This window comes from Planococcus sp. SE5232 (genome assembly GCF_050686535.1).
Taxonomy (GTDB): domain Bacteria; phylum Bacillota; class Bacilli; order Bacillales_A; family Planococcaceae; genus Planococcus.
On record NZ_JBOGCP010000003.1, the window covers coordinates 166,531 to 180,269 of the forward strand.

Here is a 13,739-nt window from a genome sequence, read left to right on the forward strand (position 1 = left end):
CTTTAAATCAAGAGCGATATTTGAATAATTTTGTTTATGGAGTTCCGGACAAAATCATGCTTCCTCTCTATCCTAAAAAGTAGATTTCGAGGTAACCGGAACCTGCAGTCGACTTGGCAAAAAAAATTTCACTGTTGTTCTTGATAATCATTAACTTTATGAAATTCGGGAATACACTATTAGAGAAACGGAAAGGATGATCGATTATGAAAAATAAATTGGCAGCCGCGCTGCTCGCGATTTTCCTCGGCGACTTCGGCGCGCATAAATTTTACTTAGGCAAACCGGGCATGGGGATTCTGTATCTGTTGTTCTTTTGGACAGGCATCCCTGCAGTTATTGGTATAATTGAAGGAATCCTCTACCTATTGCAGTCTGAAGAAGACTTTCAGAGAAAACATGGCAGAGGCTGATCCACTGGATTATTTCTACAGTTTTAAGGAGGCAATGAATTTTGCAGCTTGAACCGATTTCCGACCACCTGCAGAAAGACTTGAAGATTTTATTTGTCGGGTTCAATCCGAGCATCCGCTCTTCGGAAACCGGCTTTCATTACGCCAATCCGAACAACCGGTTCTGGAAAATTCTCCACCAAGCTGGATTGACGCCTCGAAAATACCGGCCTGAGGAAAACAGTGAGTTGCTTGCGCTTGGATATGGACTGACGAATATCGTTGCGCGTCCGACCAAGGAAGCCGCGGAAATTTCCAAAGAGGAATATGCCGAAGGCGCCAAGCTGCTGGAACAGAAAATCAGACAGGTGAATCCGAAAGCTGTCTGTTTTGTCGGCAAAGGCGTCTACCAGCAATTCAGCAAACAAAAAACCGTTTCCTGGGGCGTCCAGCAAGAACCGGTCATCCCGGGAATTGTTGAATATGTCGCTCCATCCTCGAGCGGACTGGTGCGCATGAAGCTGGATGACATTGTGGAGATTTACAGCGGGTTGAACGAGTACAAATAGGAAATACCAAGCTCTGTTGTTCAGAGCTTGGTATTTTTGTTTCATATTTTATGCAGCAATCCCTGAATCTTCCGGACCGTGTTGACATTTCGGATGGTGACGCGCTGATAAAGGGCAGATCCAACGATTTTCAACATGCCGCTTTTGGTGACCATGTCTCTGCCGACCGCCCAAAGGATCGCACCTGGCACGTAAATGACCTGGTCGATGTCCGGCTTGATGGCCAATCCGTCCAGTACTGTTTCTTCATCGACATCCTGCCATAAAAATAATACATCGCTTTTCATCTGCTGATCGTTTGACCAATTTTCCGGAATGGCCTCCGCGATTTTCTGAAATTCGTCTTCATCATAGACCAGTACATTGATTTTCAGATTAAAATGGCTATCGATTGCTCTTTCCAAAATCGCTGCCAATTGTTCTTTTCGGTTGTTCTCGTCAGCAAAAATGATATTTCCCGAATTGATATAAGTGGTGACTGAAGACATTCCAGCTTCTTCGAATGCCAGTTTCAATTTCTTCATGTCCACTTTGTTCTTGCCGCCTACATTAATTCCCCTCAGCAATGCCACATACTTCATGAAAATCCTCTCCTTCGTTAACTGATGGATTTATTCCACAAAACCAACATCCTTCATAATCTTTTCGAATGCCCGCGCCGGGATCGATTCCTCCAGCTCTTGGACCATCTTCTCCAGTTCCATAGAAAACCAGTCGTAATCATCTTTTGATAACACCAGCTTCAGCAGGCTCAGCACGGAAAACACGGTCGCACCACTCAAGCTTCCTTTTCCCATGTCCAGCATCCCCTCCAGCGTACCGAGCTCCACTGGATGCGGAAGATGATAGCGATACAGCACTTCTTCGTGCGCAGATTTATTGCGGTACGGGAACACAATGCGCAAAATGGCATCCAAGTCCACCGGCTTCAAATGGATCTCCCCGTACTCTTCGCTGTACTCCTCCGCAAAGTCCCGGGCAATGCGCTCCCTCAGCTCTTCATCGATGACCGTATAGAAATGCGTGATCTGGCCAAGCGATAGAAAATTGACCAGCACCCAAAGCGGTACGTTCTTATGCTTATCGTAAAAATCGCGGATGGCCGGATACCTCACTTTGTCGCGTTTCTTATGGCTTTTGATCAGGTTGGCGAGTGTTGAAATGATGCGGTCGCGCTCATGGTGGTGCCGGCTGTCTCGACTGTAATTGTCCGGTTCCAAAAAGCTGGCTGTCTCCCTGAACTTTTCGGAAAAGCGGTATGCCACTTTCGACTTGATATTTTTTTCGAATTTCAGCAGCTCGTTCAGCAAAAGCAGCCGCAGCTTCCGGTCAAAGCTGTGCAACGCATAGATATGTCCGAACTCCGTGCCTTCCTGATAATGTTCAAGGCCATAGGGATTGAGCCGTTCATCATCCAAAAGGAATGGCTCCTTATAGCCATCGATCAAAGCGTAATAATTCTCGCGTGACAAAATCCGTTTTGCTGCCGCTTTATCAGGCACATCCAAGCCCCGCTCCTCGAGTATCTCCAGTTGTTCCGCGTGGGAGGCAAAATCCTTCACATGTCTCATCCTTTACACATTCTTCTTATCTTCAACTGTAAGCGAAACGGCTGTATTAATAAACCACTTGCCCACCAAAATAAAAAAGCCGTCCCCGGCATATACTGTTGCCGGGGACGGCAGGCTGAAGCTGTTTAATTGGCAGGAGTGTTTTTACGCAGTCCAGACATCATCCGCGATCTTCACGACATGGCGGACTTTTTCCCATTGCTGTTCCGCTGTCAGCAGATTCCCTTCTTCTGTCGAAGAAAATCCGCATTGAGGACTCAGGCATAACTGTTCCAATGGCACATAGGCAGCGGCTTCGCCAATGCGTTTTTTGACTTGCTCCGGATCTTCCAACTCACTGAACTTCGAAGTGATCAATCCAAGGACAACCGTCAAATTCGTTCGGTTGACATGGCGCAATGGTTCAAAGCCGCCTGAACGTTCATCATCGAATTCCAAGAATAGACCATCGACATCCAGTCCGCCAAAAATCGTTTCAGACAAAGCTTCGTATCCTCCGCTTGCGGTATACGTGGATTTGAAATTACCGCGGCAGATGTGCATGGTGACAAGCAAGTCTGCTGGCTTGCCGGCAATCGCTTCATTGATGGCGCGTGCACATTGTACAGCCATTTTATCCGGATCCTGGCCTTTGGCACGAAGAGATTCCCTTCCCTCTTCAGAAAAGAACGTCGCCCAAGACGTGTCGTCGATCTGCAGATAACGGCAGCCTTCATCGTAAAGGACCGCAATGATATCCTGATAGGCTTTGATCAAATCTGCAAACAGCTCTTCGTCCGTATCGTAGACGCCATCTTCAAATGACGCACGGAAAAGCAGCATATTCGGGCTGGGAATCGTGAACTTGGCTACCGCCTCCCCAGCAATGCTTAGAAGAAATTTGAAATGCTCAATCATGTAATGGCCATTGAACTTGATCTTGCCGGTCACTTTGATGCCGTGTGCTCTCGTTTCCACGCCTTTGAATTGAAGGCCTTTATCCGTTTCGTAGAACTCCACTCCATCAAAGCCGCCAAGAAAATCAAAGTGCCACCATTTCCGGCGCAATTCCCCGTCCGTCACAGATTTCAATCCCGCCGATTTTTGCTGTTCGACGAGCTTAGTGATTTCCTCATCTTCAATCAGACGGAGCTCATTGTCCCTAATCTCACCATTTTCATGTTGGAGGCGTGCTTTTTTCAATCGCTCCGGGCGTAGGAAGCTGCCTACATGGTCTCCTCTAAAAGGAGCTAAAGCCGGATTTGTTTGCGTTGTCGAGTTCGTCAATGTCATGTCCCTCTTTCCATAGCTGGTATAGGTCGCGTGATCAGTACTGCTCTTCGCAAAATAAAGCCTTGTTCTTCGTTTCTTCAATGGTAAAGATTTCTCAACTCGGCTCCTTTTGCCTGGTCGCAAAGAGATGGACCAAATTCCTTTGGCCCATCTCTTTGAAAGCGTCTGTCTGGAGTGATTTCTTCAGACAGCTTTTAATCTATATCCGATGACCCAATCAGTTCAAGCCGTGGCTGACCATTGCGTCGGCGACTTTTTTGAAGCCGGCGATGTTGGCACCGATAATTAGGTTGCCCGGTGAACCGTATTGTGCCGCAGTTTCTGTGCAGGTCTTGTAAATGGTTTTCATGACTTGCAGAAGTTTTTCGTCCACTTCTTCTGCTGTCCAGGAATAGCGCATGCTGTTCTGGGACATTTCCATTGCAGAAACTGCAACGCCGCCTGCATTGGCTGCTTTCGCCGGAGCGAATAGCACTTTATTATGCGTCAGTACGCGGACCGCTTCTTCCGTACAAGGCATATTTGCGCCTTCTCCTACAGCCTTCACCAAATTCTCGACCATGGCTTGTGCACTTTCTCTGTCGATTTCGTTCTGTGTAGCGCAAGGCAGGGCGATATCACATGGAATTTTCCAGATTTCCGATTTTTCTTTGCCGTATTGCGCATTCGGATGACTTTCAAGGTAATGGTAAATCCGTTTTCTATCGACTTCTTTCAGTTGTTTGACGGTTTCAACATCAATGCCGTCCGGATCGTAGATGTAGCCTTCCGAATCGCTGCAGGCAACGACGGTTGCACCGAATTCAATGGCTTTTTCCATTGCATAGATCGACACGTTTCCAGATCCGGAAACAATGACTTTGCTGCCTTTGAATGAATGCCCTTGTTCTTTCAGCATTTCTTCGACAAAATAGACAGTTCCATACCCTGTTGCTTCCTTACGGATCAGACTGCCGCCATTATCCGGATTTTTCCCCGTGAAGACACCTGCTTCAGAAGCATTCCGGAGACGTTTGTATTGGCCGAACATATAACCGATTTCCCGTTTTCCGACGCCGATATCTCCTGCTGGAACATCGATGTCTGGACCAATATGGCGGGTCAGTTCTGTCATGAAGCTTTGGCAGAAACGCATGATTTCACGGTCTGACTTTCCTTTCGGATCAAAATCAGATCCGCCTTTTCCACCGCCGATCGGCAACCCGGTCAAGGCATTCTTGAAAATTTGTTCGAAACCAAGGAATTTCACGACACTCGCTGTCAGGGACGGATGGAAACGCAGACCGCCTTTGAATGGTCCAAGCGTACTGTTGAACTGCACACGGTAACCCCGATTGACATGCACGTTGCCGGCATCGTCTTCCCAAGTCACACGAAACGCGATAAATCGTTCCGGCTCAGAAATGCGTTCCAAAATGCCTTGTTCCACGTATTCCGGATGCTGTTCAAATACTGGCTGCAAAGAATCAAAGACTTCCCAGGTTGCCTGCAAAAACTCTGCTTCTCCAGGATTCCGGTCTCTGACCTTTTTATGGATGGATTGTATATATTCATAAGATGATTGCTTCTTAATCGAATTTTCCTGCTGTACAGATGTCAATTGCGTTCAATCCCCTCTTGAAAATATGCAGTATATTTGAATAATTATTCATATCATTTAATATTTATCTCTCATTATACAAACTGGTGCAACACGGTGCAAACTAATATTTGCTACATAGCACCCTTCCAATCTTTCATAACCTGGTTTCCATAAAAAAGTAAACGCTATCATTGCCTTCTATTCAGTGTTTTCATTTTTTTGTGACAAATTAATTTCTTTAAAAAATAATAATGTGTTTTTGTGGAAAAGCTCTACTTTTCTGCGGTTTCACTTTCTATTTATTTCATTTGCGGGGTATTTCTTCTATAAAATAGTACGATAGAGAATTTCTCATATGATGGAATGAGACACTCAAAAAAAGAGACACAAAATCGGCACTTACACCCAAAATGGATGGCTTGATATAGTTACAAACAGACTGAAAGCTTGCCGTATTTCGTATGAGTACACTCGCCATCATGGAGTCACCGTCTTATCTGCTCGATTACTCCACGGAATAAAGGTCAAATAACAGCAAGTTGAAAGGAAGAAGAACATGCACCAAGAAAAAAGATTGCCACATAATGGAAAGGAAGGTCTTCTATACGGCGGACTCATTTCTACTATGACTGTCCTATTTATGACTTCGTTCAGCGCCATTTACTTTGCCGGTGAATTTAATGGCGACATCGCTTGGAGCATCGTTAAAATGCTGCCCCTTATGTGGATCATCGTGATGATCATTGAACCCGTTATTTTCGGGCGGCTCGCCGAAGCTTTAACCGCCAGTTTCACCCACCCATCGGACAGCTTCAATTCGAAGATTCTCTTCCGCATCCTATTCACCGTACTCGGTATGTCAGCAGCCATGACTTTGATCGGCGATGTTGTCGGCAACGGTCTCCACTCCGAACTGTTCAGCAACTGGATTGCGAACTGGCCACGCAATTTCGTCATTGTCTTGATCGCTGAAAGCCTGGTTATCCAGCCGATCGCACGTTTCGCTATGGTCAAGCTCCATGAAGCGCAGGACCGAAAAGCAGGAATTACTCCAGAAGCAGAAGTTCTTTAAAAATCGAAAAAGCTCACAGACATGTTTTGTCTGTGAGCTTTTTTATATTAGGACCCTTATTAATTAAAGTCCACGGTATCGTTTATTTCTTTTTTATCTTTTTCCGTTTCTTTGTTCGTCAGCTTTTTGACAAAAGTTTTTACTGATTTCAAAGTATCTCCTGAATCCCAGTATTCTGCTGAATCTGCATCGACTTTAATCAGCACAACATTTGGATCGTCATAGCTTGTGTCCAGCATTTTATCGAAAACCGGATTCCAGTATTCCTTTTTCTTCGCAGTATCTTCAATGAATTCAGCGGTTCCGCTGACCGATACATAGGATTTCCCTGCATATGCCAAATTGACATTCGGATTGCTGGCGATTTCGTGGTACTTCTCCGTATTTTTCATCGTCAGGAACCATAGCTCTCCATCAAACTCCACTTCCTGTGTCTGCATTGGACGTGAAATGATTTTATTGTCTGTCGAGATGGTTGTGAACATCGCTACTTTGATGTCCTTGATGAGGTCATTGACGGTCTTGATTGCTTCCTGGTTGTTTGTTGTATTGTTTACCATACTATTTTTTCCTCCTAGATAAGTTGGTTTAAGTAAGATGCCTATGGTTGATAGAATTCCCTGATTCCGCCTCATTAAACGTCCTTCCTTTCTTATAATCGATTACCTTCCCTTCGTTTAGGGTAAATAAATAGGGTAGATACAAAACCAATCATCAAATCGGAGGTCGATTTTTTATGGCTAAAACAGCAATCATCACAGGTGGAGGAAGCGGACTGGGACAGTCTACAGCGGTCCGATTAGCGGAAGAAGGCGTCAATATCGCCGTAGTCGATATCAGTGAAAAAGGTGGAAACGAAACCGTTGAGATGGTCAAACAGCTTGGGCCTGACGCAATTTTTATTAAAGCGGACGTCTCCAAATCGGAAGAAGTAAAGAACTACGTCGATCAGACGATGGAACATTTCGGCACCATTGAATATTTCTTCAATAATGCGGGGATTTCCGGCAGCGGAAAGTACTTTCTGGACACCGATATCAGTGAAATCGAAAGCATCGTCGGGATAAATCTACTTGGCGCTTTATATGGCATGCGGTATGTAGCTGAAGCGATGCTGAAAAATGGCGGCGGATCCATCGTTAACACCGCTTCCAGTGCAGGCGTCATCGGACAGGATTCTGTAGTGACTTATTCCGCTACAAAACACGGCATTGTCGGCATGACGAAAAGCATGGTGGCGGAATACGCAAAAGACGGTTTGCGCGTCAATTCCATTGCGCCAGGACCGACCGAAACACCGATGGTCGAAGCCTTCTACCGCGACAATCCGGAAATGAAGGAAAACGCCACATCCGGTATTCCGCAAAAACGGCTCGGTACGCCGGAGGAAGTCGCAGAACTGGTCACTTTTCTGTTGACCTCTAAAGCCAACTATATTAATGGAGAAGTCATCCGCATCGATGGCGGATTCACCAATACCAAATAAGCATAGAACCATCCAAAGTTTTCAGGCAAACTCCATTTCGGGGTTTGTCTTTTTTGTTTCTGTTTTAAATCTCCCTTTCCCGATCCATTCCCAAGAAAATAATTCATAAAAATACTCAATCCCTTATAAGAATTACACAATCAGCTTTTCGCACAATATAAAATCTCCCCTAATAAAATCAGCATTTCATTAATGTTATTTGAAAATAATTTAATTCGCTCTTGTAAAGTGATTATTCAATCATGTATAGTCTATACAAGAATGAATAACGGAGGCCAATGATGAATACTTTGTTTTTGCTTCCCAATACTGATGAAGAAATCATTGATACATATGACGAGGATATTATTGTCACCACCAAAGAAGGCCGCATCATTAAAGCTTCTACATTAAGCGGTGAAGCTTATGGCGTAGCGCCTGAAGAGCTGCTTGGAAAATCTGTCTATGACCTGGAAGCAGCAGGAATCTTCTCTCCTGCCATCACTCCGTTGGTGCTGGAGAAAAAGAAAAAAGTGGTGCTGCGGCAGGATACACCTTCCGGAAGAAAAGTCCTGATCACCGGCATTCCCTTATTCAACGATCGTGGTGACGTTGAGTTTGTGGTCAGCTATTCCTATGACATGTCACAGCTGATGGTCATGAAGGAGTACCTGGAGAACCTGGAATCAGAGATGTCCAAAGTAAAAGGCGAACTTGCCCACCTGCGCAGCCAGCAGCTTCATATTGAAGGCTGTGTTATGGAAAGTCCTTCTTCCAGCCGGGCACTCCAGACAGCCATCAAAATTGCGCAACTGGAAGTCCCGGTCGTTATCCATGGCGAGCCCGGCACCGGGAAAACCGCTCTCGCGAAATTCATTCATTCACAAAGCAGCCGGCGCAATGCCGCATTTATCGAAGTCAATTGCAGCGCAATCCCGGAATCGGTGTTTGACATCAGTTTTACAGGATTGGATCGAGAAGGCTATATCGGACTGGCGGCCGGAGGCACCTTGGTGCTCAATGAAATTGACCAGCTTTCCCTTTCTTCTCAGGCAGCGCTGTTCAAACTCTTGCAGCAGCCCCACACTGCCCGTATCATCGCCATCAGCCACACTTCCATTGAAGAAACTGTCACTGCCGGGCATTTCCGTGAAGACCTGTTCTATTCACTGCACCTGGCTTCAATTGAACTGAAACCGCTGAGAGAGCGGCCGGATGACCTGGATCAGGGCATCAGCCGTTTTCTGGAGGAACTGAACCATACGTACAATCAGCAAAAAGCAATTTCAGATGACCTGTACTTCCATTTGCTGCAGCTATCCTGGAAAGGCAATTTCCGTGAGTTGCGCAATGTCTTGGAACGCAGTTTTATCGAAAGTGAGTCGCCTCTGATCAGACTCGATGATTTGCCCATCACTTATCAGCCAGACTCAGATGAACGCATCGGCCTTGAGCTCGACGGCAAAACACTCCCGCACATTCTGGAATCCGTCGAAAAGAACGTCCTGCTGAACGCACAGAAGCGCTATCGGACAACTACCGAGATGGCAAATATCCTCGGTATCAGCCAACCGTCCGTTGTCCGCAAACTGAAAAAATATACAAGCACACCACCTGGGGGGAAAATGACATGACTATGCTTCAAAGCGAAAAAAAGACGATCGAACCGGCTGATACCTGGAAATTCCTGATTCCTTCCATCATCGGCGCACTCTTATTCCTCTGTCCGATATCTTATAACGGCGAAGTGACCATCGGCGTCGGCATTCTGGCCTCTTTCCTGCTGACGACATTCGGTGAAGTGATTCCGCCATTCATCGTCATCCTGCTCGGCTTCTCAGCAATCGCCAGCCTAACGGCTACTGCCGTGAAACCCGCGTTCGTCCGGGATTCACCTTTTTTACGCGCCACCTTCATAAACGGACCATTCGGCCTCATCGTCCGTGTGCTGGCTTTTGCATTCGGCATCATGGCCTATTATGAAATCGGGCCTGAAGCGATCGCTTCACGGAATACGGGCGGCGTTGTTCTCTACGACCTGGCGCCGGTCCTGTTGACCTGGTTCCTGTTCGCCGGAATCCTGCTGCCGTTATTGGTGGAATTCGGCTTGATGGAATTTGTCGGTACTTTACTCAATAAATTCATGCGACCTGTCTTTACCTTGCCTGGCCGTTCATCGATTGATGCAATGGCATCTTGGATGGGCGCCGCGCCGGTTGGTGTCCTGGTGACCATGAAGCAATACGATGAAGGCAATTACACGGAGCGTGAAGCTTCCGTCATTGCGACGACCTTTTCCATCGCTTCCGTCGCTTTCAGTTTGGTTGTCGCGAATGTCGTCGGCATCGGCCACTTGTTCTTACCGTTCTACCTGGCTGTATCGGTTGCCTGTCTGGTAGCCGCTGTCATCATGCCGCGCATTCCGCCGCTGTCCCGTAAAAAGGATGACTATTACGCGCCGGTCGGCAAGCAGATCGATGACGCCATTCCCGAAGGCACCTCATTGGTCAAATGGGGATATGATGAAGCCCGCCGCAAAGCAGGCGGTGCCGCAAGCCCGAAAAAACTGGCACAAATCGGCATCGAGACCGTGCTTGATATCTGGCTGGCGTTGATCCCATTGGTTATGGCTCTTGGAACAGTCGCTCTGATCGTAGCGGAATACACACCGCTCTTCAGAATCATTTCCTACCCGCTTATTCCTGTACTGACCTTGATGGGATTACCGGAAGCGGCTGAAGCAGCCCCTACTTTCCTTGTCGGATTCGCGGATATGTTCCTGCCGGCTGTACTTGGAAGCGGCATCGAAAGCGAATTGACCCGCTTTGTTCTTGCTGGTGTATCGTTGACGCAAATCATTTATATGTCTGAAATCGGCATCCTGATCCTGCGCTCGAATATCCCGGTGAAATTCTGGGAACTGGCTGTAATCTTTGTATTGCGTACCATCATCACTTTGCCGATTCTTGTGTTGTTCGGCCATCTATTCGTATAGAAGCGTAAAATCCACTTCCGATGAGGAAGTGGATTTTTTTCATTTAATGTCCTTGAGATACGCTCCTATTAAACAAAATTGGTGTCCCAATAGAAAATGCACGTCCAGGAGAAGTGAATTCCTGGATGTGCATAAAACTGTGTTAAATAGGCTGATGCTGGAGCTTCCGTAATTTTTGTGCCGCTGTCACCATGTTTTTCAGCGAAGCGACGGTTTCTGCTTCCTGCCTGGTTTTCAAGCCGCAATCCGGATTGATCCAAAATTGCTCTTTGGAAATCACCGCTAAACTGTCTGTTAAAATCGCCTCCATTTCCTCTACGCTTGGGACACGCGGGCTATGAATGTCATAGACGCCCAGTCCAACACCCAGTTCATATGGATTCTTTTTGAGTGACTCAATCAGTTCTCCATGGCTTCTTGACGTCTCAATTGAAATGACGTCTGCATCAAGGGCGCGTATTGGCTCAATGAAATCATTGAATTCGCAATAGCACATATGGGTATGGATCTGCGTTTCATTCGCCACACCCGATGTCGCCAGTTTAAAGGCATTTACCGCCCAATCCAAATATTCATGCCAATTTTCTTTGCGAAGCGGCAAACCTTCACGCAATGCCGGCTCATCAACTTGAATAATTTGGATGCCGGCTTTTTCAAGGGCGTCTATCTCTTTCCTCAATGCCAGTGCAAGCTGGTTGGCTGTTTGTTCATGCGAAATGTCGTCCCGGACAAATGACCAGTTCAAGATCGTCACCGGCCCTGTCAGCATTCCTTTCACGTAGTTCGAAGTCAATTGCTGCGCCTCCACGACTTCCTTGACTGTCATCGGTGCAGTCCATTCAACGTCCCCATAAATGATCGGCGGTTTCACACAGCGGGAACCGTAAGATACCACCCAAGCTTTTTGGGTAAAGGCAAAGCCCGTCAATTTCTCGCCGAAATACTCCACCATGTCTGTCCGCTCAAATTCCCCATGGACCAACACATCCAATCCAATTTCATCTTGAAGCTCAATCCAGCGTGCGGTTTCATTCTTCACAAATTCCGCATACGCCGAATCCGTGATCTCCTTTTTGCGCCAAGCACTCCGTGTACGCTTTACTTCACCGGATTGTGGAAAACTGCCAATGGTCGTAGTCGGAAAAATCGGCAGCCTGAGAGCTTGCTGCTGCTGTTTCTGGCGTTCTTTGAAAACCAGCGGACGCGTAAAATGTTCCGGCTTCACTTGCGAGACAAGCTCTTTCACCTGAATGTTTTCTCTAACTTCATGCTGTGTCAACGCTTCAATCGCGCGTATGCTTTCGGATACGTTTCGATTGCCGGACCATGACCCTTCCCGTACATAGGCAGTCAGCTGTGTCAGTTCTCCAATTTTTTCATCCGCAAACGATAGGACATCCAACAGGACATGCGGCAGGGCTTTCTCTTTTTTTGTGGTCACCGGCACATGCTGCAGGCTGCAGGAAGATTGAATCCATGCTTCTGCCACATCACATACGGCTAAGACGGCTTGAAGATTCACTGCTTTTTCCGCTAGGTTAGCACGCCAAATATCCCGTCCGTTCACAGTCCCGATTCCCAATACCCGGTCTTTTGGAAAACCGTATTTGCGGATTGCAGCCATATTTTCTTCTGCCCCCTTAACAAAATCAAGGCCGATACCTGCAACAGGCAATTGCGACAGTTCTTCATATGCCGAAAGGGCTTCAAAATAGGTTTGCAGCATAATTTTTGCAGCCGGGACTTCATCCGCTAGTTGTGTGTAGATTTCCTTGACCAGTTTGACGTCTTCTTCGTTCAATGACAACGTTAATGCAGGCTCTTCCACTTGAATCCATTCCGCTCCCGCATCGACGAGTTGCTGAAGGACTTTCGCATAAAGCGGCAAAAGCTGCAACAGGAACAGTGCCTTCGACTTGGCATCATATCCTTTCGCGAGCTGCAGAAATGTGAACGGTCCAATCAGTGTAGGTTTTGTTATGATTCCTAACTCTTCTTTCGCCTCATTGAAATAGGAAACCAGATGATTATGCGTCAACTGCAAAAGCTGTCCTTCGTATTCAGGAACAATGTAATGGTAATTTGTATTGAACCATTTAGTCATTTCACAAGCCACTACTTCATCCGCTCCACGGGCCATCGCAAAATAAGTGCCCAGATCGACCTTGTCCTCTGACCATTTGTAGCGGGCCGGCACTAAGCCGAACATGACCGCGTGATCAAGCATACGGTCATAAAGAGTGAAATCCCCGACAGTCAACAACTCTAATCCAAGCGATTGCTGCCGTTTCAGATTGTTCAGGCGAATCTCTTTCATTTCTGCGAGGAACTGCTCCTGTGATAATCCACCTTTCCAAAACGATTCCAAACTGCGCTTCCATTCCCGATTTTCTCCGATATACGGGTAGCCTACGACTGTACTCACTGTTTTCATCCGCTATTCCTCCTTTAGGATTTACAAGATGCCAAATACAAAAAAGCCATCTCCGCTTATGGGAAATGGCTTAACATTCAAGTTCAATAGACGCTTAAAAAGCATGCAAAAACTTGTTGTCGCAAAATGAATGTCACCACCTATTTCCACGTAGGTATTTGGCGCGCACTAGAAATTGGCAGGTCTCCTGGCTCATCTTCAACGCTCATCACACCTTCCCGTCTGAGACAGTGGTTTTTGTGAATCGCTCCGATTTACAGTTGCGGGACAGCGACGGATTTTCACCGTTCTTCCCTTTTAAGCCAAGCCGCAGCTTGGCACCAACTCTTACACGTTATGTAATTCTGACAACTATAGCATATCAACCACAGAAAATATAGAGTTTTC

12 protein-coding genes and 1 riboswitch are annotated in these 13,739 nt (G+C 46.6%); of the genes, 6 read left to right on the forward strand and 6 right to left on the reverse strand.

The window, feature by feature from the left end:
- Positions 1 to 206 precede the first annotated feature (206 nt).
- Both ACRC6Q_RS12045 and mug read left to right on the forward strand, forming a co-directional pair.
- Positions 207 to 413: a TM2 domain-containing protein gene (locus ACRC6Q_RS12045; RefSeq protein ID WP_223635617.1), complete on the forward strand. Its 207-nt coding sequence runs from the start codon at positions 207 to 209 to the stop codon at positions 411 to 413.
- Positions 414 to 451: 38 nt separating this feature from the next.
- The gene (gene mug, locus ACRC6Q_RS12050; RefSeq protein WP_431466797.1) at positions 452 to 961 is read left to right on the forward strand and encodes a G/U mismatch-specific DNA glycosylase; all 510 of its coding nucleotides are present in this window, start codon (positions 452 to 454) and stop codon (positions 959 to 961) included.
- Positions 962 to 1,002: 41 nt separating this feature from the next.
- Here mug and ACRC6Q_RS12055 read toward each other — a convergent pair whose 3' ends face one another.
- From ACRC6Q_RS12055 to gdhA, 4 genes are all read right to left on the reverse strand, one after another.
- The gene (locus ACRC6Q_RS12055; RefSeq protein WP_431466615.1) at positions 1,003 to 1,542 is read right to left on the reverse strand and encodes a DUF1697 domain-containing protein; all 540 of its coding nucleotides are present in this window, start codon (positions 1,540 to 1,542) and stop codon (positions 1,003 to 1,005) included.
- A 30-nt stretch (positions 1,543 to 1,572) separates the two neighbouring features.
- On the reverse strand, positions 1,573 to 2,532 hold the full coding sequence (locus tag ACRC6Q_RS12060; RefSeq protein ID WP_223635604.1) for an Abi family protein: 960 nt from the start codon (positions 2,530 to 2,532) through the stop codon (positions 1,573 to 1,575).
- A gap of 144 nt (positions 2,533 to 2,676) precedes the next feature.
- Entirely contained in the window at positions 2,677 to 3,804 is a 1,128-nt protein-coding gene (locus ACRC6Q_RS12065; protein WP_431466616.1) for a 5-methyltetrahydropteroyltriglutamate--homocysteine S-methyltransferase, read from the reverse strand.
- Between the two features lie 217 nt (positions 3,805 to 4,021).
- Positions 4,022 to 5,404 carry an NADP-specific glutamate dehydrogenase gene (gene gdhA / locus ACRC6Q_RS12070; RefSeq protein ID WP_431466617.1) on the reverse strand — a complete coding sequence of 461 codons (1,383 nt, stop codon included), beginning with the start codon at positions 5,402 to 5,404 and terminating at the stop codon, positions 4,022 to 4,024.
- Between the two features lie 538 nt (positions 5,405 to 5,942).
- Between gdhA and ACRC6Q_RS12075 the strand changes: the two genes are divergently transcribed.
- Positions 5,943 to 6,458 carry a DUF2798 domain-containing protein gene (locus tag ACRC6Q_RS12075; protein WP_431466618.1) on the forward strand — a complete coding sequence of 172 codons (516 nt, stop codon included), beginning with the start codon at positions 5,943 to 5,945 and terminating at the stop codon, positions 6,456 to 6,458.
- A 59-nt stretch (positions 6,459 to 6,517) separates the two neighbouring features.
- On the opposite strand, the gene ACRC6Q_RS12080 is transcribed toward ACRC6Q_RS12075, so the two are convergent.
- Positions 6,518 to 7,018 (reverse strand): pyridoxamine 5'-phosphate oxidase family protein, encoded by a 501-nt coding sequence (locus tag ACRC6Q_RS12080; RefSeq protein WP_431466619.1) that lies wholly within the window; start codon positions 7,016 to 7,018, stop codon positions 6,518 to 6,520.
- A gap of 176 nt (positions 7,019 to 7,194) precedes the next feature.
- On the opposite strand from ACRC6Q_RS12080, the gene ACRC6Q_RS12085 reads away from it, so the two are divergent.
- From ACRC6Q_RS12085 to ACRC6Q_RS12095, 3 genes are all read left to right on the forward strand, one after another.
- Positions 7,195 to 7,944 (forward strand): SDR family NAD(P)-dependent oxidoreductase, encoded by a 750-nt coding sequence (locus ACRC6Q_RS12085; protein WP_431466620.1) that lies wholly within the window; start codon positions 7,195 to 7,197, stop codon positions 7,942 to 7,944.
- 281 nt (positions 7,945 to 8,225) lie between these two features.
- Positions 8,226 to 9,557, forward strand: coding sequence for a sigma 54-interacting transcriptional regulator (locus ACRC6Q_RS12090; RefSeq protein WP_431466621.1), 1,332 nt, complete (start codon positions 8,226 to 8,228; stop codon positions 9,555 to 9,557).
- Positions 9,554 to 10,918: a YjiH family protein gene (locus ACRC6Q_RS12095; protein WP_223635590.1), complete on the forward strand. Its 1,365-nt coding sequence runs from the start codon at positions 9,554 to 9,556 to the stop codon at positions 10,916 to 10,918. Before ACRC6Q_RS12090 ends, ACRC6Q_RS12095 begins: the two co-directional genes overlap by 4 nt.
- Positions 10,919 to 11,060: 142 nt before the next feature.
- Here the strand turns inward: ACRC6Q_RS12095 and metE are convergent, their stop codons facing one another.
- A complete protein-coding gene (metE, locus tag ACRC6Q_RS12100; RefSeq protein WP_431466622.1) occupies positions 11,061 to 13,352 on the reverse strand; it encodes a 5-methyltetrahydropteroyltriglutamate--homocysteine S-methyltransferase in 2,292 nt (763 codons plus the stop codon).
- A 160-nt stretch (positions 13,353 to 13,512) separates the two neighbouring features.
- A riboswitch (cobalamin riboswitch) is annotated at positions 13,513 to 13,692 on the reverse strand.
- Positions 13,693 to 13,739 lie beyond the last annotated feature (47 nt).